This is a genomic window from Streptomyces sp. NRRL F-6492 (assembly GCF_001280125.1).
Taxonomy (GTDB): Bacteria; Actinomycetota; Actinomycetes; order Streptomycetales; family Streptomycetaceae; genus Streptomyces.
Map to the genome: position 1 here is coordinate 122,839 of NZ_LGEG01000001.1, position 21,097 is coordinate 143,935.

Sequence of the window (21,097 nt, forward strand, 5' to 3'; positions counted from 1 at the left end):
AACGCGGACCGGAAGACGCCTCCGGTGGCCCATTGGGGCCCTGGACGCAAGGGGACATCCACCCCGACCGGAGCGGGGGGACACGGGGTGCGGGCGCACGGGGTACGGGGTGCGGGGTGCGGGCGCACGCCGAAGGGACCGGTCCGCGAAGGGCCGGTCGGATCAGGGGCACGACGGGGTTACGGGTACGCCGGCACGGTCCCGAGCACGGCCACGACGACTACAGCCAGGGCCAAGACCAGGGCCACCGCCACGGCCACGGCCACGGCCACGGCCACGGCTCAACGCTGCTCGGAGAGCCAGCCGTTCTGCACCGCGCGCACGCCCGCCTCGAAGCGGCTGCGCGCCCCGAGCCGGGTCATCAGCTCGGAGGCGAGCCGTCGCGCGGTGCGCGGCGACACCCCGAGCCGCTTGGCGATGGTCTCGTCCGTGTGGCCCTCGGCGAGCAGGATCACGACCATGGACTGCTGGTCGGTGAGCCCCTGGTCGTCGGCCCTGCTCTCCTCGTTCAGCGGCCGGGCGCCGTTCCAGACGCCGTCGAACAGCGCGCACAGCGCGGTCAGCGTGCCCTGGCCGGTCAGCACGACGGCGCCCTCGGCGCTGTTGTTGCTGTTCACGGGGATGACGGCGGCCTTGCGGTCGACGACGATCAGCCGGGTCGGCAGCGTCGGCACGGTGCGCACCTCGCCGCCCAGCTTGGACAGCCAGCTCACGTACTGGAGGGTGTGCGGGCTGTTGCGGGCGCTGTTGAGGTAGACCGTCCGCATCCGGACACCGCGCTCCAGCAGCTCCTGGTTGAGCGGCTTCGCCGCCTCGATGTGCTCCGGCCGCTGGGGCCCGTCCGGCGCGAAGGTCATGACCTCTTCCCGGGTGTCCCGGGTGAGCGCCGCGAGCCGGTCGCGGATCTGGTCGATCCCGGTCAGGCGCTCGCTGTGCGGGCGGTTGTCGTCCGGCCGTATTTCCGCGTACTCCGCTATCAGCCGGGCCGCGGCCGCGCGCGACTCCTCCAGCCGTTTCTGGTGCGCCGCGAGTTCGGCCTGCTGACGCGCCATCAGCACTTGGAGGCCGACCTCGGGCGATACGGGCCACAACTCGCCCTCCCGTTCGTAGGAGGGTCTCAGCAGGGACAGTTCGCTCAGGGTGTCCAGTCCGTGGCGGACCTGGTCGGTGGTGAGTTCCAGTCGCTCGGCGAGGTCTGCCACGCCGTCACGCGGCTGTGTCAGGAGGCCTCTGTAGACGGCCTCGGCGACGGAATCGAGACCAAGCGACTTGAGCACGGCGTATCTCCCCCCAGAGGCCTCGCAGTAAAGACCATCGCATCATCCCACGAGTGGCTCGTTTTACACAGTAAGGAGTCGTGGACTGTACCGGCCATTGCAGGAATGGGACTTACCGGTGCTCTTCTCCCCTGTTTGCCCTTTTGGGAAAATGCGAGGCGTGTATCTCGTTCACACCGAACTCCTCAACAGGAAGGCGGAGTTGTGCATCCCCCGGAACCTCGTGGATCTCCTCCGCGCCCTGGCACGCCCCGACGACGGAGTGGAACACGTGGTCGTCCACCCCCACCCGGAGCAGGGGGTGACGGTGGGCATCTACCTGCTGGCCGAACGCCTGATGGACGCGGAGGAGACGGCGGCGAGGCTGTGCGGACGCGCGGTGGCCGAGGTCGGTCCGCTCCCGGGCTGGCGGGTCGGCCGCTCCGAGGCGCCGCTCCTCGCTCCGTACGGCCTCGACAGCTTCGACAGCTTCGACGGCTTCGGCCGCCTCGAAGGCCTCGTGGAATGACCCCGGGGACGCGCCCCGCTGACCGCTTCGGTCCAGGGCCCGTTCCGTCCACCGGAACTCTCTTCCGAAGCCGTTTCCGCTTGGCGAAGCTTCTTCTCACAGAACGAACAAGCCACTCGCTTCGGAATGGATCCTTACATTGATGCGCTTCCGTCCCGCCCGCTGGGCCGCGATTGTCCTGACGGCCCTTGCCCTCTTCACCCCCGCGATCGCCGCGTCCGGCGACACCACGGACTCCGTGGTCGCCGGCTCCCCCGCGCCGAACGACATGATCTGGGGCTGATGTCCGCCCCGACGCCAAGGCGTCGGACCGGCGGTGCGGGAGGCGGGCGCCCGGAGTGCCCTTTCCAGAATGTGGGACGGCATCGAAGACGAAGGTCTTCGGTGCCGTTTCGGCTTTTCGGCGCGCGGTCACCGCACGCGGCGGATCAGGAATCCCGCCGGACGCGACTCCGCTCCGTTTCGGGTGGGGCCGACACACCGATCAGACCGTCCAGACCGTCCAGACCGTCTAGCCCGTCCAGACCGGCCAGACCTGCCAGGATGTCCAGCCCGTCCAGCCCGTCCAGACCGGCCAGGACGTCACCCACCAGAACGGGCTCCCGGGCGGGACGCTCCGCCCCGGTCCGCTCGCACTCCGGGCAGAGGGCCATGCCGAGACTCGCCACCCACGCCCCGTACGGGACGCCGCAGAAGTCGCACTCCGTGCTCCGCCGACCCGCGACCATGCCCCGCCTCCCCCTCAGAGACGCCGTCACCTTTCCGGATCCTTCCCCGCCACCCGAAAAACGAACGAATGCTTACGGCCACGTCCGAACGGACCGAAAGCGTCACACGGGCCCCACGGGTGTCCCACGGGCGGCTCGAATCCGACCCTCCGCCCCTTTTCCTCCACTCATATGTGCGGCTCCTCGCACGCCCGTGCACGAGGTGCGGAAGAATGGTGCGGTGACCTCTCCCCGTTCTCCGCGGCCCCCGCGGTCCCCGCGCCCCTCCGCCCCGGTGCCCCGGCTGATCGCCACCGACCTCGACGGCACGCTGCTCCGCGACGACAAGACCGTCTCGGAGCGCACGGTCGCCGCCCTCGCCGCGGCCGAGCGGGCCGGGATCGAGGTCTTCTTCGTCACCGGCCGCCCCGCCCGCTGGATGGACGTCGTCAGCGCGCACGTCCACGGACACGGCATGGCGATCTGCGCCAACGGCGCCGCCGTCGTCGACCTCCACTCCGGAGGCACCTTCCTGGAGGTCCGCCCGCTGGAGCGGCCGGTCGCCCTCGACGTCGTCGAGGCCCTGCGCGCCGCCGCGCCCGGGGCCTCCTTCGCCGTGGAGCTCACCACCGGCATCCACTACGAACCGCACTACCCGCCCTTCTTCCTCGACCCCGGGGCCACCGTCGCCACCGCCGAGAAGCTCCTCTTCGAGGAGGAGGCCGGTGCGGCGGCCCCCGTGCTCAAGCTGCTCGCCCAGCACCCGGAGCTGGACCCCGACGCGTTCCTCGCGGTGGCCAGGACGGCCGCGGGCGACCGGGCCGCCTTCACCCGGTCCAGCCCCACCGCCCTCATCGAGATCAGCGGGCTCGGCGTCTCCAAGGCCTCCACCCTCGCCCTGTGCTGCGCCGAGCGCGGCATCACGGCCGAGGAGGTCGTCGCCTTCGGGGACATGCCGAACGACATCGAGATGCTCACCTGGGCGGGCCGCTCGTACGCGATGGGCAACGCCCACCCGGACGTGTTCACCGCCGCCTCCGACCGTACGACGGGCAACAACGAGGACGGCGTGGCCGTCGTCATCGAGCAGCTCGTCGCCGAGGCCCTCGCCGGAACCACGGGCCCGAACTAGCCACGGAACCGCGGGCCCGAACCGGACCCGTGACCCGGAACCACGGGCCCGAACCGGAACCGCGGGCCCGAACCGGACACCGCTACAGCGGCGCCTCCCACACCACCGTGGTCCCCCCGCCGCCGTCCCCGAGCCCCGGCCCGCACCGGCTCGCGCCGCCCAGGGACTCCGCCCGGCGCCTCAGGTTGCGCAGACCGCTGCGCCGCCCGCCCGCCGGGATGCCGACGCCGTCGTCGGCGACCGACAGGCGCACCCCGGCGGAGCCGTCGGGCAGGGTGACGCCGGCGTCGACGACCACCTCGATCCGGCTCGCGTCGGCGTGCCGGAACGCGTTGGAGAGCGCCTCGCGCAGCGCGGCGATGAGGTTCTTGCCGGTGAGTTCGCCGACCGTCGAGTCGATCGCGCCGAGGAAGCGGTGGGCGGGCTTGAAGCCGAGCGGCACGGCCGCCATGTTGATCTCCCGCAGGACCCGGGTGCGCAGCCCCGACGGGGCCTCCGCGGGTCCCTGCTGGAGCGCGAAGATCGCCGTACGGATCTCCTGGATGGTCACGTCCAGCTCGTCCACGGCCTTGCCCACGCCCTCGCGCACGGCCGGCACGATCGACCTGCGCTGGGCGCTCTCCAGCATCATGCCGGTGGCGAAGAGCCGCTGGATGACCAGGTCGTGCAGGTCACGGGCGATCCGGTCGCGGTCCTCGTAGACGGCGAGGCGCTCCCGGTCCCGCTGTGCGTCGGCCATCATCAGGGCGAGCGCCGCCTGCGAGGCGAACTGGGTGGCGAGCGTCCGCTCCGTCTCCGTGAACGGGCGGCCGTCCCGTACGCGCGGCATGGCGAGCGCCCCGAGCACCCGCCCGCCGCTCTGCAGCGGAAGGATCATGCTCGGCCCGTACGTCGAGGTCAGCGGGCTGGTCATGCGCGGGTCCGAGGAGGCGTCCGGGACGAAGACCGCCTCGCCCTCGAACAGCTGCCGCACCACGTCGCTCTCGGGCGGGACCACCACGCCCAGCCACTTCGTGGACCGGGGCGAGGAGACCGCGACGACCTCCAGGCCGCCCTCCTCGGCGGGGAGCAGCACGATGCCGGCGTCCGCGTCGGCGAGCCGGCGGGCCTGTTCGGCGACGACCGTGAGGGCGTCGTCGGCGTCGCCGCCGGAGAGCAGGGCGGTGGTGACGGCGACCGAGCCGTCGATCCACCGTTCGCGCTGCCGGGCGGCCTCGTACAGGCGGGCGTTGCCGATGGCGATGCCCGCCTCGGTGGCGAGCACCCGGACCATGTGCACGTCGTAGTCGTTGAAGTCGTCCCCGCCGCGCTTCTCCGCGAGGTACAGGTTGCCGAAGATCTCGCCCTGGACCCGGATGGGGACGCCGAGGAAGGTCCGCATCGGCGGGTGGCCGGGCGGGAAGCCCGCCGCGCGCGGGTCCTTCGAGAGGTCGGCGAGGCGGATGGTCTGCGGGTCGCGGATCAGCGCGCCGAGCAGCCCCGCGTGGCCGTCGGGGCGGCGCCCGATCCGGCGGGCCGTGTCCTCGTCGACGCCGAAGGTGACGAAGTCGGAGAGGCCGTCGCCGTCGTCGTCGACGACGCCGATCGCCGCGTAGCGGGCGCCGGCGAGTTCGGCGGCGGTCTCGCAGATGCGGTCGAGGGTGGAGTGGAGTTCGAGCCCGGTGCCGACCGAGCGCATGGCCTCCAGGAGCTGCGGTACGCGGGCGGTGAGCTCCGTGGACAGCCCCTGGAGGCTGCGGGTGGCCCGGGTGGCGGCTTCCAGGGGGTCCGGGGCGCCGGACTCGGTGGCGGTCATGCCTTGAGCCTAGTAAGTCCTATTTAGCGAGAAAAGTCGGCCGCCCCGGTCGTCGCGGCGACGGCGAGCAGATCCGTCGCCCTCTCCTGCTCCAGCATCCGGCGCAGCGGCCCGTCCTCCGCCGCGAGCTCGGCGTACGGCCCGCGCTGCACGGTCCGGCCCCCGTCCAGGACGATCACCTCGTCGACGGCGTCCAGGCCGTGCAGCCGGTGGGTGATGAGGACGGTGGTGCGGCCCTCGGTGGCCCGCAGCAGGTCGTCGGTGAGCGCGTCGGCGGTGGCGAGGTCCAGGTGCTCGGCCGGCTCGTCGAGGACGAGGACCGGGAAGTCGGCCAGCAGGGCCCGCGCGAGCGCGAGCCGCTGGCGCTGGCCGCCGGAGAGCCGCGCGCCGTGCTCGCCCACGAGGGTGTCGAGCCCGTCGGGCAGCCCGTCCACCCAGTCGAGCAGCCGGGCCCGGCGCAGCGCCTCGCGCAGCTCCGCGTCGTCCGCGCCGACCTTGGCGAGCCGCAGGTTCTCGCGCACGGAGCTGTCGAAGAGGTGCGCGTCCTGGGCGCACAGGCCGACCAGGCGCCGCACCGCGTCCCCGTCCAGCTCCCAGGCGGGCACGCCGCCGAGCCGGTACATGCCGTACTCCACGTCCAGGAACCGCAGCAGCACCTGGGCGAGCGTGGTCTTGCCGGAGCCGGAGGCGCCGACGACGGCGACCCGGCGCCCGGCCTCCAGGGTGAGCCCGAAGCCGGTGAGCGCCGGACGCTCCTGTCCGGCGTGCCGGGCGGCCAGCCCGGACAGTTCGAGCGGGAACGGGCCCGCCGGGGGAGCGGCGGGCGTCCGCGGCTCGTGTACGGGCACGGCGGCGTCGAGCACGTCGAAGACCCGCTCGGCACTGTGCTTGACGCGCTGCCGGTACTGGACGGCGAGCGGAAGACCGGTCACGGCCTCGAAGGCGGCGAGCGGCGTCAGGACGACCACGGCGAGGGACACGCCGTCGAGCCGCCCCTCCCGTACGGCCTGGACGCCGACGAACGCGGCGGCCGCGACCGTCAGGCCGCAGACCAGGGCGGAGAGCCCGGCCCCGAGCGCGGCGGCGGCGGCCTGCCGGGAGGCGATGCCGGTGAGGGCGAGGTCGGCCTCCCGGGCCCTTTCGGTACGGCTCCGCAGCGCGCCGGCCACCGTCAGCTCGGCGCAGCCGCGCAGCAGGTCGGCCACGGTGGTCGCCAGGGCGCCGCGCGCGGGGGCGAGCCGTCGTTCGGCCCGGCGGGCGAGGGCCCCGCCGGCCGCCGGTACGGCGATCCCCGCGACCAGCAGGCCCACGGCGAGGACGGCCCCGGCCTCGGGCAGCAGCCAGGCCGTGAATCCGGCGGCTCCGACGCCCACGACGAGCGCGGCGCCCACCGGGAGCAGCCAGCGCAGCCAGTAGTCCTGGAGCGCGTCGACGTCCTGGACGAGCCGGGAGAGCAGGTCTCCGCGCCGGGTGCGGCCGAGACCGGCCGGAGCGATCCGCTCCAGCCGGCGGTAGACGGAGACCCGCAGGTCGGCGAGCATCCGCAGGACGGCGTCGTGCGAGACGAGCCGTTCGGCGTAACGGAAGACGGCCCGGCCGATGCCGAAGGCGCGCGTGGCGGTGACCGCCATCATCAGATGGAGGACGGGGGGCTGTTCGGAGGCCCGGGAGATGAGCCAGCCGGACACGGCCATGAGCCCGACGGCGGACCCGAGGGCGAGGCTTCCGAGCAGCAGCGCGAGCGCCATCCGCCCCTTGAGCTCCCCGGCCATGTCCCGGACCCGCCGCAGCACGTGGCGCGGGGCCGTGGTGCCGGGGACGCTTCCGTCCTCTGCGGCCGCGCCGACGGTGAAGGCCGTCTCGGCCGCACCGGTCGTGGCCGCCGTCCCGGACCGGACCACCGCCTCGGCCGTGCCGGGCGCCCCGCCGACCGGCGCCGACACCGGCACCGGCGATGTCCCGGTGTCCGTTCCCAGGCTCACCACCCGGTCCGCCACCGCGAGCAGTGCCGGGCGGTGGACCACGAGCAGGACCGTCCGGCCGGCCGCGAGGCGCCGGACCGCGTCGACCACGCCCGCCTCCGTCTCGCCGTCGAGCGCGGCCGTGGGCTCGTCGAGCAGCAGCAGGGGCCGGTCGGCCAGGAACGCGCGGGCGAGCGCGAGCCGTTGCCGCTGCCCGGCCGAGAGCCCGGTGCCGTCCTCGCCGAGCGGGGTGTCGAGCCCGCCCGGCAGCTCCGCGACGAACCCGTCGGCGCCCGCGTCCCGCAGGGCCTCCCGTACCGCCGCGTCGGAGGCGTCCGGGCGGGCGAGCCGTACGTTCTCGGCGATCGTCCCCGCGAAGAGGTACGGGCGTTGCGGCACCCAGGCGATCCGCGACCGCCAGGCCTCCGGGTCGAGCCCCGCGAGGTCCTCGCCGCCGATCCGGACGGTGCCGCCCGGTTCCGGAGCCGTGAACCCGAGGACCACGTCGAGCAGCGTCGACTTCCCCGAGCCGCTCGGCCCGACCAGGGCCACCGTCTCGCCCGGCTCGACCGTCAGCGTCGCCGCGTCGAGCGAGGGCTCGGCGCGCCCCGCGTGCCGCACCGTCACGGCGTCCAGTTCGAGGCGCGCGGAGTCCGGGACCGCGCCCGTCCCCCCGTCCCGTACCGGCCGCTCCAGGACGTCGAAGATCTCCTCCGCCGCCGCGAGCCCCTCCGCCGCCGCGTGGTACTGCGCTCCCACCTGCCGCAGCGGGAGGTACGCCTCGGGCGCCAGGATCAGGATGACGAGCCCGGTGTAGAGGTCGAGGTCGCCGTGGACCAGGCGCATGCCGATGGTCACGGCGACGAGGGCGACCGACAGGGTGGCGAGGAGTTCGAGGGCGAAGGAGGAGAGGAAGGCGATCCGCAGCGTGCGCATCGTCGCCTGCCGGTACGCGGAGGTGATCGCGCGGATCGACTCGGCCTGGGCCTTCGCCCGGCCGAAGATCTTGAGGGTGGGAAGACCGGCCGCCACGTCCAGGAAGTGGCCGGAGAGCCGCGAGAGCAGCTTCCACTGCCGGTCCGTCCGGGCCTGGGTGTACCAGCCGATGAGGATCATGAAGAGCGGGATGAGCGGCAGCGTGACGACGATGATCGCCGCCGAGACCCAGTCCTCGGTGACGATCCGGGCCAGGACCGCCACCGGTACGACCACCGCGAGGCCCAGCTGGGGCAGGTAGCGGGCGAAGTAGTCGTCGAGCGCGTCCACGCCCCGCGTCGCGAGGGCGATCAGCGAACCGGTCCGCTGTCCGCCGAGCCATCCCGGCCCGAGCGCGGCGGCGCGGCCGAGGAGCCGCCCCCGGAGTTCGGACTTGACCGCCGCGCTCGCCCGGTGGGCGGCGAGTTCGGTCAGCCAGGAGACCAGCCCCCGCGCCACCGCCACTCCGGCGAGCAGCAGCAGGGGCGTGGCCAGGGCGGAGACCGACCGGCCCTCCTTGAAGGAGCCCACCACGATCTCGGCGACGAGCATCGCCTGGGCGACGACCAGCACCGCCCCGACGAGGCCGAGCACGACCACCGCGATCAGGAAGAGACGGGTGGCCCGGGCGTACCGGAGCAGACGCGGGTCGATCGGTTTCACGTGAAACATGCCCCTTCTCTGAGCGCCGGCCGGCCCTAGTGGGCGCTGTCGGCGATGTGCTGCGTACCGATCCGCTTGCGGAACACCCAGTAGGTCCAGCTCTGGTAGAGCAGCACCAGCGGGGTCGCGATCGCGGCGCACCACGTCATGATCTTGAGCGTGTACGGGCTCGACGACGCGTTCGTCACGGTGAGGCTCCACTCGGGGTCGAGCGAAGACGGCATGACGTCCGGGAAGAGCGCCAGGAAGAGCATCGCCACCGAGGCGGCGATCGTGACGCCCGAGAGCGCGAACGACCAGCCCTCGCGCCCCGCCCCGATGGCGACGATCGCGCCGACCAGCGCCACCGCCGCGACCACCATCGCCACGAAGCTGGCGGCGCCGCCCGTGTGGACCTGGGTCCAGATCAGGAAGACGAGTGCGACCGCCGCCGTGACCGGGCCCAGCTTGAGCGCGAGCGCCCTGGCCCGCACCCGGATGTCACCGTCGGTCTTGAGCGAGGCGAAGACCGCGCCGTGGAAGGTGAAGAGGGTGAGCGTGACCAGTCCGCCGAGGAGCGCGTACGGGTTGAGGAGGTCGAAGAAGGTGCCCACGTACTCCATGTCCGCGTCGATCCTCACGCCCCGGACGATGTTGCCGAAGGCCACGCCCCAGAGGATCGCGGGGAGCAGCGAGGTCCAGAAGATGGCCTGCTCCCAGTTGCGCTGCCAGTTCTCCTCGGGCCGCTTCGCCCGGTACTCGAAGGCCACGCCCCGGATGATCAGGCAGACCAGGATGAGCAGCAGCGGCAGGTAGAAGCCGGAGAACAGCGTCGCGTACCACTCGGGGAAGGCGGCGAAGGTGGCGCCGCCGGCGGTGAGCAGCCACACCTCGTTGCCGTCCCAGACGGGTCCGATGGTGTTGATGAGGACCCGCTTCTCGGTCCGGTCCCCGGCCAGCAGCCTGGTCAGGATGCCGATCCCGAAGTCGAAGCCCTCCAGGAAGAAGTAGCCGGTCCAGAGGACGGCGATGAGTACGAACCAGACGTCGTGAAGTTCCATGCCTCGGTCTCCTGAGCCTCAGTACGAGAAGGCCATGGGCCGGTCGGGGTCACGGGTGTCCCCGCCGATCTTGGTGGGCGGGTTGAGGTCGTCGTCGGTCAGCTCGGGCGGGCCCGCCTTGACGTACTTGACGAGGAGCTTGACCTCGATGACCGCGAGGACGGCGTAGAGCAGGGTGAAGCCGATCATGGAGGTGAGGACCTCGGCCTGGGAGACGCCGGGGGAGACCGCGTCCCGGGTGCGCAGCACGCCGTAGACGACCCACGGCTGACGGCCCATCTCGGTGAAGATCCAGCCCCAGGAGTTGGCGATCAGCGGGAAGAGCATCGTCCAGAGCGCGACGATCCAGTACCACCTGCCGATCCGGGGGCTGAGGGCCCTGTCCTTGAAGAGGACCAGGTGCGGCACCTCGTCCTCGCCCGTCCGCAGCCCCGGCGCCAGCATGAACTTCTTCCGGGTCAGCCAGAGGCCGATCATCCCCAGGGTCAGGGAGGCCATGCCGAAGCCGATCATCCAGCGGAAGCCCCAGTAGGCGACGGGGATGTTGGGCCGGTAGTCGCCGGGGCCGTACTTCTCCTGCTCGGCCTTGTTGACGTCGTTGATGCCGGGGACGTACGAGCTGAAGTCGTCGTTCGCGAGGAAGGACAGCAGGCCGGGGATCTCGACGGCGACCTTGTTGTGGCCCTTGTCGACGTCGCCGTAGGCGAAGATCGAGAAGGGGGCGGGCGCCTCGCCGTCCCAGAGCGCCTCGGCGGCGGCCATCTTCATCGGCTGCTGCTTGAACATGACCTTGCCGAGCAGGTCACCGCTGATGGCGGTGCCGAGGCCGGCGATGATCAGGGTGATCAGGCCGACCCGCAGCGAGGTCCGCATCACGGGGATGTGCTTCTTGCGGGCCAGGTGGAAGGCGGAGATGCCGACCATGAACGCGCCGCCGACCAGGAAGGCCGCCGTGATGGTGTGGAAGAACTGCGCGACGGCCGTGTTCTGGGTGAGCACGAGCCAGAAGTCGGTGAGCTCCGCCCGGCCGCGCTCCTCGTTGATGCGGTAGCCCACCGGGTGCTGCATCCAGGAGTTGGCCGCCAGGATGAAGTACGCGGAGAGGACGGTGCCGATCGACACCATCCACATGCAGGCGAGGTGGATCCTCTTCGGCAGCTTGTCCCAGCCGAAGATCCACAGACCGATGAAGGTCGACTCGAAGAAGAAGGCGATGAGCGCCTCGAACGCGAGCGGGGCGCCGAAGATGTCCCCGACGAAGCGCGAGTAGTCGGACCAGTTCATGCCGAACTGGAACTCCTGCACGATGCCGGTGACGACACCCATGGCGATGTTGATCAGGAAGAGCTTGCCCCAGAACTTCGTCGCCCTGAGGTACTTCTCGTTCTCGGTCCGCACCCAGGCGGTCTGGAGCCCGGCGGTGAGCGCCGCGAGGGAGATCGTCAGCGGGACGAAGAGGAAGTGGTAGACGGTGGTGATGCCGAACTGCCAGCGCGCCAGAGTCTCTGGCGCCAGAGCTAGGTCCACGTCGATCTCTCCTTACATCACCGTGATCACCGTGGTGACCCACCCCGGCCATTCGTCCGATAGCGGGACGAACCGGGATGCGCTTGTGAACGCGTTCACATTCACAAGCATTATTGCTCATACGAAATACGTACTTGTCTCCGGGGGCCCCTTCCGGGACGTCTCTTTGCTCACACGCCGACGGCCCCCGCGAGCAACCGCTCGCGGGGGCCGTCGAAACGCCCCTCGGTTCTCCCGGTCCGGCTCAGAGCTCCTTGCGGAAGGCCTCCGCCGCCTGGAGGAACAGGTCGTTCGCCTCGCCCTCGCCGATCGTGACGCGCACGCCCTCGCCGGCGAACGGGCGCACCACGACGCCGTGCCGCTCGCACGCCGCCGCGAAGTCCGCCGTCCGCTCGCCGAGCCGCAGCCAGACGAAGTTCGCCTGGGTGTCCGGCACGGTCCAGCCCTGCTCCACGAGCGCCGCGCGGACCCGCTCGCGCTCGGCCACCAGCGACCCGACCCGGCCGAGCAGCTCGTCCTCGGCCCGCAGCGAGGCCACCGCCGCGTCCTGCGCCAGCTGGCTCACGCCGAACGGCACCGCCGTCTTGCGCAGCGCCGCCGCCACCGGCTCGTGGGCGACCGCGAAGCCGACCCGCAGCCCGGCCAAGCCGTACGCCTTGGAGAAGGTGCGCAGCACGGCGACGTTGGGACGGTCGCGGTACAGCTCGATGCCGTCCGGGATCTCGGGGTCCCGCACGAACTCCTTGTACGCCTCGTCGAGCACGACCAGGACGTCGGAGGGCACCCGGTCGAGGAAGCGCTCCAGCTCGGCCCGGCGCACCGCGGTGCCCGTGGGGTTGTTGGGGTTGCAGACGAAGATCAGCCGGGTCCGGTCGGTGATCGCCTCCGCCATCGCGTCGAGGTCGTGCACCTCGCCGTCGGTCAGCGGCACCTGCACCGAGGTGGCCCCGCTGATCTGCGTGATGATCGGGTACGCCTCGAAGGAGCGCCAGGCGTAGATCACCTCGTCGCCCGGGCCCGAGGTCGCCTGGAGCAGCGACTGCGCGACCCCGACCGAGCCGGTGCCCGTGGCCAGGTGCGAGACGGGCACTCCGAAGCGCTCCGACAGCTCCTGCATCAGACCGGTGCAGGCCATGTCCGGGTACCGGTTGAAGGTGTCGGCACCGGCCACCACGCTCTCCAGGACCCCCGGCAGCGGCGGGTAGGGGTTCTCGTTGGAGGACAGCTTGAAGGCCACGGGCCCGCCCGCGGCGGCCGGCCTGCCCGGCTTGTAGGTGGGGACGCCGTCCAGCTCGGCGCGCAGCTTGGGGCTGCCGGTGCTCGTCCCGCTGGTCTCGCTCACAGTGTGGCCTCCTCGACCGTCCGTACCGCCAATACTGCTCACCTTAAGAGGATTCGCCGCCGCTGCGAATGGGCCGCGGACAACAGGAGGGACACGGCTCCTCACCGGATCCACGGCCGGCCCGGAGGGTGGGGGCGCGCACCCGGGTGGCGCGCGCCGGTGGCGGGCGCCGTGGCGCGCATCCCCCGTAGAGGTGAGTTGAGACCGCTTCGAGACTTCGACCCTTCGCCCAGCCCACGCCATCTGTCGGCACCAAGACATAGGCGAAGAGCTGCAACTACCTTTGATTCAAGCCCATTTACCGGGTCTCGATCATGCAGAAACGTGCCTGTCAACGTCTGCATATGCGTCCGTCCCGACCGCCCCTCATCGCCCTACTATCGGCTCGCCATGACAGCAGCAGGGAAGCACCAGGTGAGCCGGGCACAGACCCGGGGAAGCCGGCAGGGCCGGGCGGGCATCCGGGACGTGGCCGCCGCCGCCGGGGTCTCCATCACGACTGTCTCCGACGCGCTCAACGGAAAGGGCCGGCTCCCCGACGCCACCCGCCGCCACGTCCGCGAGGTCGCCGACCGGCTGGGCTACCGCCCGTCCGCGGCGGCCCGCACGCTCCGCACCGGCAAGTCGGGACTCATCGGCCTGACCGTGACCACGTACGGGGATGAACCTTTCACCTTCACCGAATTCGCGTACTTCGCGGAGATGGCCAGGGCGGCCACATCGGCCGCGCTCGCCCGGGGCTACGCCCTGGTCATCCTCCCCGCCACCTCCCGCCATGACGTCTGGTCGAACGTCGCCCTCGACGGCACCGTCGTCATCGACCCCTCCGACCACGACCCCGTCGTGACCGAACTGGTCCGCCAGGGCCTGCCCGTCGTCTCCGACGGACGCCCCGCCGGCACCCTCCCGGTCACCGCCTGGGTCGACAACGACCACGAAGCCGCCGTCCTCGACCTGCTCGACCACCTCGCCGACGCCGGCGCCCGCCGCATCGGCCTCCTCACCGGCACCAGCACGGACACGTACACCCGCCTGTCCACCACCGCCTACCTCGACTGGTGCGCGCGGGTGGGCCAGGACCCCGTCTACGAGGCCTATCCGGCGCACGATCCGTGCGCGGGCGCCGTCGCGGCCGACCGGCTGCTCGCCCGCCCGGACCGGCCCGACGCCGTGTACGGCCTCTTCGACCCCAACGGAACCGACCTCCTCTCGGCCGCGCGCCGCTACGGCCTGCGCGTCCCGGAGGACCTCCTGCTGGTCTGCTGCAGCGAGTCGGCCGGCTACGCCACCACCGAACCGCCCCTCACGACGCTCTCGCTCAAACCGCGCCGGATCGGCACGGCCGTCGTCCAGCTCCTCATCGACGCCATCGAGGGGGTCGAGACCGACGGACCGGTCGAGCAGGTGATACCGACCGAACTCATCGTCCGCACCTCCTCGCAGCGCCGCCCGCCCCGCACGACGGTCAGCCCGCCGCGCTCACCCGCGAAGGACTGACGCGCGCGAAGGACCGGCGCGAAGGACCGGCGCGCGCGAAGGACCGACACGAAGGTCCGGCTCCCCGGAAGGGAACGCCTTCGAACACGCCGTTCTCGTCCCTGCCCACGGGCGAGAACGGCGAAACCGATCACCGCACCGGCCCCAACCCTGGACTGGACCTTCCCAATTCGGGCGAAACGACCGGTGAACCCGGAGTGGACCCGGATTCACCACCCCTGGTGCGTCACACAGGAGGACGCTCATTCCTATGATGGGCGGACGACACCGCGGGCCACCCCGACCAGGCCGGTCCGCGATGTGCAGGGCATCGCGACGGTGGTGGAGGGGTCGATGACTCAGGGGGCCGGTCAGGAGCCCGTGGTACGCACGGCGACATTGCGTGACTTCCGCGTACCGCCGTACGCACGCGTGCCCGTGCAGAGCCATGCCGTCGAGCCCTCGGGCCCGGAGCCGACGCCGGCGGAGCACGGACACGCCACCGAACACCCGGCGGCGCACCCGGCCCCGGAACCGCACGCCGCCGCAGCCGAGCAGCGGACGGCGCAGTCCGCCCCCGCGCCGCACTCCGGCCCCGTCGCGCCCATCCCGGTCGAGGCCGCGCCGGTTCCGGCGCCGGTCCCGGTGCGCCCCCCGGTGGCCGAGCCCGTACCGCAGGCATCCGTACCGCAGACGCCCCCGCCCCCGCCGCAGGCGCCCGCGCCCATGCCCGCCGACCCGACCCTCCACCTCGGCCACCGCACCGTCGCACCCCCGTACCCCGCCTCCCCGGCCGGGCACGCGGCCCCCGTCGCCTCCGGCCACCCCGGGAACGCGTTCCCCGAGGGCGAGGTGCCCGAGGGGTACACGCCGACCGAGCGCGACCTGCCCGTCATCAACCGCGGCGACACCGTCCAGGTGAAGGTCTCCCCCGTGCCCGCCCCCGCGGGCGAGGCCCCGTCCGGCGACGGACCCGGTCCCCTCTACGTCGTCGGGGACGTCCACGGCTACCTCGGCGAACTCCTCGCGGCCCTGCGCGCCCAGGGCCTCATCGACGAGAACGGCGGCTGGGCCGCGGGCAACGCCCGCCTCTGGTTCCTCGGCGACTTCACCGACCGCGGCCCCGACGGGATCGGCGTGATCGACCTGGTCATGCGGCTCTCCGCCGAGGCCGCCGCCGCCGGCGGCTACTGCAAGGCCCTCATGGGCAACCACGAACTGCTGCTCATCGGCGCCAAGCGCTTCGGGGACACCCCGGTCAACTCCGGCGCGGGCACCGCCACCTTCCAGGCCGCCTGGCTGCTCAACGGCGGCCAGAAGCAGGACATGGACCGGCTCCAGGACGTCCACCTCCAGTGGATGTCCCGGCTCGACGCCGTGGTGCGGGAGGACGACCACCTCCTCGTGCACTCGGACACCACCGCGTACCTCGAATACGGCGAGACCATCGAGGACGTCAACGACACGGTCCACGAGATCCTCAACCGGAACGACGCGGACGAGGTCTGGGACGTCTTCCGGAAGTTCACCAAGCGCTTCGCGTTCCGTGACGACGGGGGACCGCAGGCCGTCCAGGAGCTGCTCGCCACCTACGGCGGCAGCCGGATCGTGCACGGCCACAGCCCGATCCCGTACCTCCTCGGCCAGGTCGGCACCGAGGACGGCGAGGACGGCGGCGGCCCGGTCGTCGACGGACCGCACGTGTACGCCGACGGACTCGCGATCGCCATGGACGGCGGAGTGACCATGGCCGGAAAGCTACTGGTCGTCCAACTCCCCCTGAACGGCGGACCGCACGCCTGACGCATCACCCTGCGCATCCGGGGAGGGCGATTTCCGGAAACACCCTGTCAGCCCGTGGCGTCGCCGCAATACCATCGGGTGCATCCGTAGCAGGCTCTCCTCCGTTTCCGCCCGCCCGGCCGCCTTTTCGCGACCGTCACGGGCCTACGGAGCATCGGGGGATGCACATGAACGTGGCTCCGCACCTGCTGACCGAGGACCGCGCCGAGTACGAGCGGGTCCTCGACGACGCACTGAGCACCGCCCACGCACGTCCGGAACTCGCCGGGGTCGGCACCCGGCTCACGGTCCCGCAGCTACGCGCGATGACGCTGAACGCGACAGCGCTCGTCACCTCCGCGGCCGCGAGCGAGTACGACCACTTCGTGAAGGTCCGCGAGCAGAACCGCACGGCCGCCGGGGCCAGCGTCCCGGCACCGTACGACCTCCCCGGCCCCGGCGCGGGCGCCGTCGCGATCGTCACCGTCATGGTCCCCGTCCTCGCGGGCGCCGCCTCCGTCATCTTCCTGCTGGTCGGCGCGGTGCTGCACGCCCTCGCCCCCACCGTGGCGTTCGGCGCGACCCTGCTCACGGCCGGCCTGGTCTTCGGCTCCCTCGCCGCCGCCGGACTGCTCTGCGCGGCCGCCGGGCTCCTCGTCACGGCCCTGCGCAACAGTCCCGCCGAGGTGAGCACGGGCGGCCCGCGCGCCGCCCCGGACGACGAACTCTCCCGCGCCCGCGAGGCCTGGCGCCTCGCCCTGCTCGAACGCGGCGTCCTCCCCTTCCTCCGCGACGCCCTCGCCGCCACCGGCCCTTCCGACCCTTCCGACCCCTGACGGAAGTCCCCGCGACGACGGACCGGCCCGCGACTCCCCCGGGGTCGCGGGCCGGTCCGTACGCGGGCGGGTTCCTACTCGGCCAGCGGCAGGTAGACCCGGTTGCCGCTCGCCGCGAACTCCTTCGACTTCTCCGCCATGCCGGCCTCGATCTCCTGCTCCGTGCCGCCGTGCTCGCGGCGGATGTCCTGGGAGATCTTCATCGAGCAGAACTTCGGACCGCACATCGAGCAGAAGTGCGCGGTCTTCGCGGGCTCCGCCGGCAGCGTCTCGTCGTGGAACTCACGGGCGGTGTCCGGGTCGAGCGCCAGGTTGAACTGGTCCTCCCAGCGGAACTCGAAGCGCGCGTCCGAGAGCGCGTCGTCCCACTCCTGGGCGCCCGGGTGCCCCTTGGCGAGGTCCGCCGCGTGGGCCGCGATCTTGTACGTGATGACGCCGGTCTTCACGTCGTCGCGGTTGGGCAGGCCCAGGTGCTCCTTGGGCGTCACGTAGCAGAGCATCGCCGTGCCCCACCAGGCGATCATCGCCGCGCCGATGCCGGAGGTGATGTGGTCGTACGCGGGCGCCACGTCCGTGGTCAGCGGGCCGAGGGTGTAGAACGGCGCCTCCTCGCAGATCTCCTGCTGGAGGTCGATGTTCTCCTTGATCTTGTGCATCGGGACGTGCCCGGGGCCCTCGATCATCGTCTGGACGTTGTGGCGCTTGGCGATCGTGTTCAGCTCGCCGAGCGTCCTCAACTCCGCGAACTGGGCGGCGTCGTTGGCGTCCGCGATCGAGCCGGGCCGCAGACCGTCGCCGAGCGAGTACGTGACGTCGTACGCCGCCAGGATCTCGCAGAGCTCCTCGAAGTGCGTGTAGAGGAAGTTCTCCCGGTGGTGCGCGAGGCACCAGGCGGCCATGATCGAGCCGCCGCGCGAGACGATGCCGGTCTTGCGGCGCGCGGTGAGCGGCACGTACGGCAGGAGGACGCCGGCGTGCACCGTCATGTAGTCGACGCCCTGCTCGGCCTGCTCGATCACCGTGTCCTTGTAGATCTCCCAGTTCAGCTCCTCGGCCCTGCCGTCGACCTTCTCCAGGGCCTGGTAGAGCGGGACGGTGCCGATCGGCACGGGGGAGTTGCGCAGCACCCACTCACGGGTGGTGTGGATGTTGCGGCCGGTGGACAGGTCCATGACCGTGTCGGCGCCCCACTTGGTCGCCCAGGTCATCTTCTCCACCTCCTCCTCGATGGAGGAGGTGACGGCGGAGTTGCCGATGTTGGCGTTGACCTTCACCAGGAACCGCTTGCCGATGATCATCGGCTCGATCTCCGGGTGGTTGACGTTCGCCGGGAGGACGGCCCGGCCCGCCGCGATCTCCTCCCGCACGACCTCGGGGGAGACGTTCTCGCGGATCGCGACGTACTCCATCTCCGGCGTGATCTCGCCACGGCGGGCGTACGCCAGCTGCGTCACCGCCTGGCCGGAGCGGCCCCGGCGCGGCAGGCGGGGGCGGCCGGGGAAGACGGCGTCGAGGTTCTTGAGCCCGCCGCCGCGCGGCGAGGTGTGCTTGATGCCGTCGTCCTCGGGACGGGCCGGGCGGCCCGCGTACTCCTCGGTGTCACCGCGCGCGATGATCCAGTTCTCGCGCAGCGGCGGCAGGCCCCGCCGCACGTCGGTGTCGACGGTGGGGTCGGTGTACGGGCCGGACGTGTCGTACAGCGTGACGTCCCTGCCGTTGGTGAGGTGCACCTGACGGACCGGCACCCGCAGGTCGGGGCGCGATCCCTGGACGTATCCCTTGTGCCAGCCCGGCGTGCGGCCTTCCTGGCTGGTGGCAGGCGTGCGTGCGTCCTGAATGGTCATGAGACCGATCTCCCTACGCCGGCATTACCCGGTAACAGGTTCGGCGGTCGGCGCAGCCTCTTCCCGTACGTACGTCGGTACGCGCGTACGGTGATCAGCGCCCTCTCAGCCCGGTGCTCCGAGCTCCCGCGTGTGCAAAGGTGCCACCACGCTAGCGCCCTCCCGGGCGTGCTGAACAGTGGGCCCCCGCCGTTCTTGCGATGATCGGTCGGTGACTTCCCCCCAGCAGACCCCCGAGCCACACGACCACTCCCACGGTCCGGGCGCCTCCCACGGCCATGGATCCGGCGACGGAGCAGGGCACGGATCCGGGCACGGTCCCGGTCCTGGAGCCGGACACGGGCACAGCCACGGGCCCGCCGCGCCCGTGTCCCGGCATCTGCGCAAGGTCATCGCCGCCGTCCTGGTCCCCTTCGCCACCGCCGTCCTGGTCGGCCTCGCGGTCCTGTGGCCCGGCGGCGCCCCGCCGCACGAGCGCACCGGCGTCGGTTTCGACCGGCAGACCGAGCAGGGCAAGGTCGTCTCCGTCGAGCACGTCGACTGCAAGACCGTGAACGCCGGTCAGGTCCCGCCGACCGGGGACACCTCCACCCCGGAGGGACGCGAGGCGGTCGAGGCCCAGCAGGGGGAGTGCAAGAGGGCGAAGATCGAGGTCACCACCGGCGCGAACAAGGGGCGCGAGTTCACCGAGATCGTGCAGCCGGGCGCACCGCGACAACTGGAGGAGGGTCAGGGCGTGGTGGTGGCGTACGCCCCCGACGCCCCGTACGACCTCCAGTACTCGGTGACGGACGTGAACCGGAAGGTGCCGTTGGCGGTGCTCGCCGGCATCTTCGCCCTCGCGGTCGTGGCGGTCGGGCGGATGCGGGGGCTCATGGCCCTGGTCGCGCTCGCCGTGAGTTTCCTGGTGCTGATGTTCTTCATCCTGCCCGCGATCCTGCAGGGGTCGAATCCGCTGGTGGTGGCGGTGGTCGGGGCGAGCGCGATCATGCTGATCGCGCTCTACATGTGCCACGGCCTCTCGGCCCGCACCTCGGTCGCGGTGCTCGGCACGCTGATCTCGCTGCTGCTCATCGGGCTGCTCGGCTCGCTCTTCATCGGCTGGGCCTCGCTCAGCGGCAACACCGACGACAACACCGGTCTGATCCACGGGCTCTATCCGGACATCGACATGTCCGGTCTACTGCTGGCCAGTGTGATCATCGGTTCGCTCGGTGTGCTCGACGACGTGACGGTCACCCAGACCTCGGCCGTCTGGGAGCTGCACCAGGCCGACCCGGGCATGGGGCCGCGCGGCCTGTACCGGGCGGGGATCCGGATCGGCCGCGACCACATCGCCTCGGTCGTGAACACGCTGGTGCTCGCCTACGCGGGCGCCGCCCTGCCGCTGCTGCTGCTCTTCTCCATCGCGCAGAGCAGCATGGGGGCGGTGGCCAACAGCGAGCTGGTGGCCGAGGAGATCGTCCGGACGCTGGTCGGATCGATCGGTCTGGTGGCGTCCGTCCCGGTCACCACGGCGCTCGCGGCGCTCGTGGTCTCCGCCGACCGCGCGGAGGGCACCGACCGCCCGGGGACCGGCGGCCGGAAGCCCTCGGCGGCACGGGGCGGACGCCGCCGCCGCGCCAAGTGATGCGCACGCACCGGTGATGCGCACGCGCCAAGTGATGCGCACACACCGGGTGGTACGTCCGGTCCGTCGGCGCGCCGGCTCGGGGGGTCGGCCACGCGGAAGGGTCCGGATCGGAACGGCTCGGTGACGGTGCGCCCGTTTCAGGCCGGCCCGGCGTTCTCCTCGGCCAGGATCCGGCCCAGCGCCGCCTCCAGGTTGTCCTCGAAGTCACCGAGCGTCCGTTCCTGACCGAGCGGAACCAGCTTGTCCGTACGGTCGAGGAAGGCGACGAGCGGTGGCGCGCTGGCCCGGAACAGGGCGCGGTCGCCGCCGACCTGGAGCCGGATGGAGACGTCCGAGAGCCGCTCGGGCTCGGTCGGCGCGATGTGCACATCGCCGTCCCCGCTCGGCCGGTTGATCCCGTCGAGCAGCAGTTCACGGCCGAAGGCCCAGGTCACGGGTGCGTCCCCGGGGAGGTGGAACGTCATCCGCACCGCGTAGGGATCCCGGGCCTCGTACCGCAGTTCGACCGGGATCTTGAAGGAGAGCTCCTCGGAGACGAGGAAGCTCATCAGGACCTCGGCCTGAACCGACTCTCGCATCATGTACCCCGCAGTAGATCA

At 71.9% G+C, this 21,097-nt stretch carries 16 protein-coding genes and 1 riboswitch; of the genes, 7 read left to right on the top strand and 9 right to left on the bottom strand.

Going from position 1 to position 21,097, the window contains the following annotated elements; genetic code table 11:
* Positions 1 to 281: 281 nt before the first annotated feature.
* Positions 282 to 1,277 carry a helix-turn-helix transcriptional regulator gene (locus ADL08_RS00505; RefSeq protein WP_053639977.1) on the bottom strand — a complete coding sequence of 332 codons (996 nt, stop codon included), beginning with the start codon at positions 1,275 to 1,277 and terminating at the stop codon, positions 282 to 284.
* 160 nt (positions 1,278 to 1,437) lie between these two features.
* On the opposite strand from ADL08_RS00505, the gene ADL08_RS00510 reads away from it, so the two are divergent.
* Both ADL08_RS00510 and ADL08_RS36990 read left to right on the top strand, forming a co-directional pair.
* Positions 1,438 to 1,785 carry a hypothetical protein gene (locus ADL08_RS00510; RefSeq protein ID WP_159042957.1) on the top strand — a complete coding sequence of 116 codons (348 nt, stop codon included), beginning with the start codon at positions 1,438 to 1,440 and terminating at the stop codon, positions 1,783 to 1,785.
* 142 nt (positions 1,786 to 1,927) lie between these two features.
* Positions 1,928 to 2,068 (top strand): hypothetical protein, encoded by a 141-nt coding sequence (locus ADL08_RS36990; protein WP_159042956.1) that lies wholly within the window; start codon positions 1,928 to 1,930, stop codon positions 2,066 to 2,068.
* 145 nt (positions 2,069 to 2,213) lie between these two features.
* Here ADL08_RS36990 and ADL08_RS00515 read toward each other — a convergent pair whose 3' ends face one another.
* A complete protein-coding gene (locus tag ADL08_RS00515) occupies positions 2,214 to 2,513 on the bottom strand; it encodes a hypothetical protein (RefSeq protein WP_159042955.1) in 300 nt (99 codons plus the stop codon).
* Positions 2,514 to 2,733: 220 nt separating this feature from the next.
* Here ADL08_RS00515 and ADL08_RS00520 point away from each other — a divergent pair, with 220 nt between their 5' ends.
* Positions 2,734 to 3,624, top strand: a complete 891-nt coding sequence (locus ADL08_RS00520) for a Cof-type HAD-IIB family hydrolase (RefSeq protein WP_053639980.1) — start codon at positions 2,734 to 2,736, stop codon at positions 3,622 to 3,624.
* An 82-nt stretch (positions 3,625 to 3,706) separates the two neighbouring features.
* On the opposite strand, the gene ADL08_RS00525 is transcribed toward ADL08_RS00520, so the two are convergent.
* The 5 genes from ADL08_RS00525 to hisC all read right to left on the bottom strand — a co-directional run bounded on the left by ADL08_RS00525 (position 3,707) and on the right by hisC (position 12,927).
* Positions 3,707 to 5,419, bottom strand: a complete 1,713-nt coding sequence (locus ADL08_RS00525; RefSeq protein WP_053639981.1) for a GAF domain-containing sensor histidine kinase — start codon at positions 5,417 to 5,419, stop codon at positions 3,707 to 3,709.
* A 23-nt stretch (positions 5,420 to 5,442) separates the two neighbouring features.
* Positions 5,443 to 9,027, bottom strand: a complete 3,585-nt coding sequence (gene cydD / locus ADL08_RS00530) for a thiol reductant ABC exporter subunit CydD (protein ID WP_199836919.1) — start codon at positions 9,025 to 9,027, stop codon at positions 5,443 to 5,445.
* Between the two features lie 26 nt (positions 9,028 to 9,053).
* Positions 9,054 to 10,058: a cytochrome d ubiquinol oxidase subunit II gene (gene cydB, locus ADL08_RS00535; protein WP_053639983.1), complete on the bottom strand. Its 1,005-nt coding sequence runs from the start codon at positions 10,056 to 10,058 to the stop codon at positions 9,054 to 9,056.
* An 18-nt stretch (positions 10,059 to 10,076) separates the two neighbouring features.
* Complete coding sequence (locus ADL08_RS00540) at positions 10,077 to 11,585, bottom strand: cytochrome ubiquinol oxidase subunit I (RefSeq protein WP_053639984.1); 1,509 nt, start codon at positions 11,583 to 11,585, stop codon at positions 10,077 to 10,079.
* Between the two features lie 244 nt (positions 11,586 to 11,829).
* A complete protein-coding gene (hisC, locus tag ADL08_RS00545) occupies positions 11,830 to 12,927 on the bottom strand; it encodes a histidinol-phosphate transaminase (RefSeq protein WP_053639985.1) in 1,098 nt (365 codons plus the stop codon).
* A 390-nt stretch (positions 12,928 to 13,317) separates the two neighbouring features.
* On the opposite strand from hisC, the gene ADL08_RS00550 reads away from it, so the two are divergent.
* The 3 genes from ADL08_RS00550 to ADL08_RS00560 all read left to right on the top strand — a co-directional run bounded on the left by ADL08_RS00550 (position 13,318) and on the right by ADL08_RS00560 (position 17,021).
* Entirely contained in the window at positions 13,318 to 14,424 is a 1,107-nt protein-coding gene (locus ADL08_RS00550) for a LacI family DNA-binding transcriptional regulator (RefSeq protein ID WP_053639986.1), read from the top strand.
* Between the two features lie 333 nt (positions 14,425 to 14,757).
* The gene (locus tag ADL08_RS00555; protein WP_053640099.1) at positions 14,758 to 16,206 is read left to right on the top strand and encodes a metallophosphoesterase; all 1,449 of its coding nucleotides are present in this window, start codon (positions 14,758 to 14,760) and stop codon (positions 16,204 to 16,206) included.
* Positions 16,207 to 16,367: 161 nt separating this feature from the next.
* The gene (locus ADL08_RS00560) at positions 16,368 to 17,021 is read left to right on the top strand and encodes a hypothetical protein (RefSeq protein ID WP_053639987.1); all 654 of its coding nucleotides are present in this window, start codon (positions 16,368 to 16,370) and stop codon (positions 17,019 to 17,021) included.
* A 74-nt stretch (positions 17,022 to 17,095) separates the two neighbouring features.
* Here ADL08_RS00560 and thiC read toward each other — a convergent pair whose 3' ends face one another.
* Positions 17,096 to 18,865, bottom strand: a complete 1,770-nt coding sequence (gene thiC, locus ADL08_RS00565) for a phosphomethylpyrimidine synthase ThiC (RefSeq protein WP_053639988.1) — start codon at positions 18,863 to 18,865, stop codon at positions 17,096 to 17,098.
* Positions 18,859 to 19,005: riboswitch (TPP riboswitch) on the bottom strand. Its footprint overlaps the gene before it by 7 nt.
* Positions 19,006 to 19,076: 71 nt before the next feature.
* Between thiC and ADL08_RS00570 the strand changes: the two genes are divergently transcribed.
* Positions 19,077 to 20,495: a YibE/F family protein gene (locus tag ADL08_RS00570; RefSeq protein WP_420709539.1), complete on the top strand. Its 1,419-nt coding sequence runs from the start codon at positions 19,077 to 19,079 to the stop codon at positions 20,493 to 20,495.
* A 140-nt stretch (positions 20,496 to 20,635) separates the two neighbouring features.
* Here the strand turns inward: ADL08_RS00570 and ADL08_RS00575 are convergent, their stop codons facing one another.
* Positions 20,636 to 21,076, bottom strand: coding sequence for an SsgA family sporulation/cell division regulator (locus tag ADL08_RS00575; RefSeq protein ID WP_053640100.1), 441 nt, complete (start codon positions 21,074 to 21,076; stop codon positions 20,636 to 20,638).
* Between the last annotated feature and the right edge of the window lie 21 nt (positions 21,077 to 21,097).